Raw genomic sequence first — 579 nt, 5'->3', positions numbered from 1 at the left:
CAGTGACTCCCGCCGCGCTTACTTGTTGGTTCAGGTCAGCGTGTCATCCCAGTGCCGGCGTACGAGGCCGGTACTGCTGTGGGGCCCGTAGCGTCTGCTGCGGGCCTTTCAGCTTTTGGGGAGCGGTCCACCGTGACTCCCGCGAACTTCAGTGATGCGCCGATGTTGTCGGCGACGATGTCGCGGGTTTCGCGGGTCTGCCCGGTTTCCTTGTCGGTGTAGGTGCCGAATCGGAGGTCGCCGGCGACGAGGACGCTGTCGCCTTTGCGGAGCGAGTCGGCGACGTGCCGGGACTGCTGGTTGAACACGACGACGCGGTGGAACACGGTGCCGGCGTCTTCCCATCGGTTGGTGGTGTCGTTGAGGCGGCGGTCGTTGACGGCGATGGTGAACCGGGCGTATTCGTTGCCTGATTCCCCGGCGCCGTGTTCGGGGTCACCKGTGAGGTTGCCCTCGATGGTGACCGGGATTCTGGTGGTCATCGTTGTTTCCCTTCCTGTTGGTGAGGCGCCCGGGCTCGGGTGTCTCAGTGGGCGTGGGCCTGGCTGGTCCACGCGTCCCATTCGCTCTCGTCGGTGA

General features: G+C 65.4%; 1 protein-coding gene. It reads right to left on the bottom strand.

The genetic code is table 11. The features are described 5' to 3' along the window. Positions 1-35: 35 nt before the first annotated feature. A complete protein-coding gene (locus tag AC1DP3_RS18380; RefSeq protein ID WP_477295819.1) occupies positions 36-482 on the bottom strand; it encodes a single-stranded DNA-binding protein in 447 nt (148 codons plus the stop codon). Positions 483-579: the final 97 nt, after the last annotated feature.

The sequence above is a fragment of the Microbacterium sp. P5_B6 genome (assembly GCF_056400345.1).
Note: the sequence above shows the minus strand (reverse complement) of the source record. Positions and strands in the feature narration are given on the sequence as shown.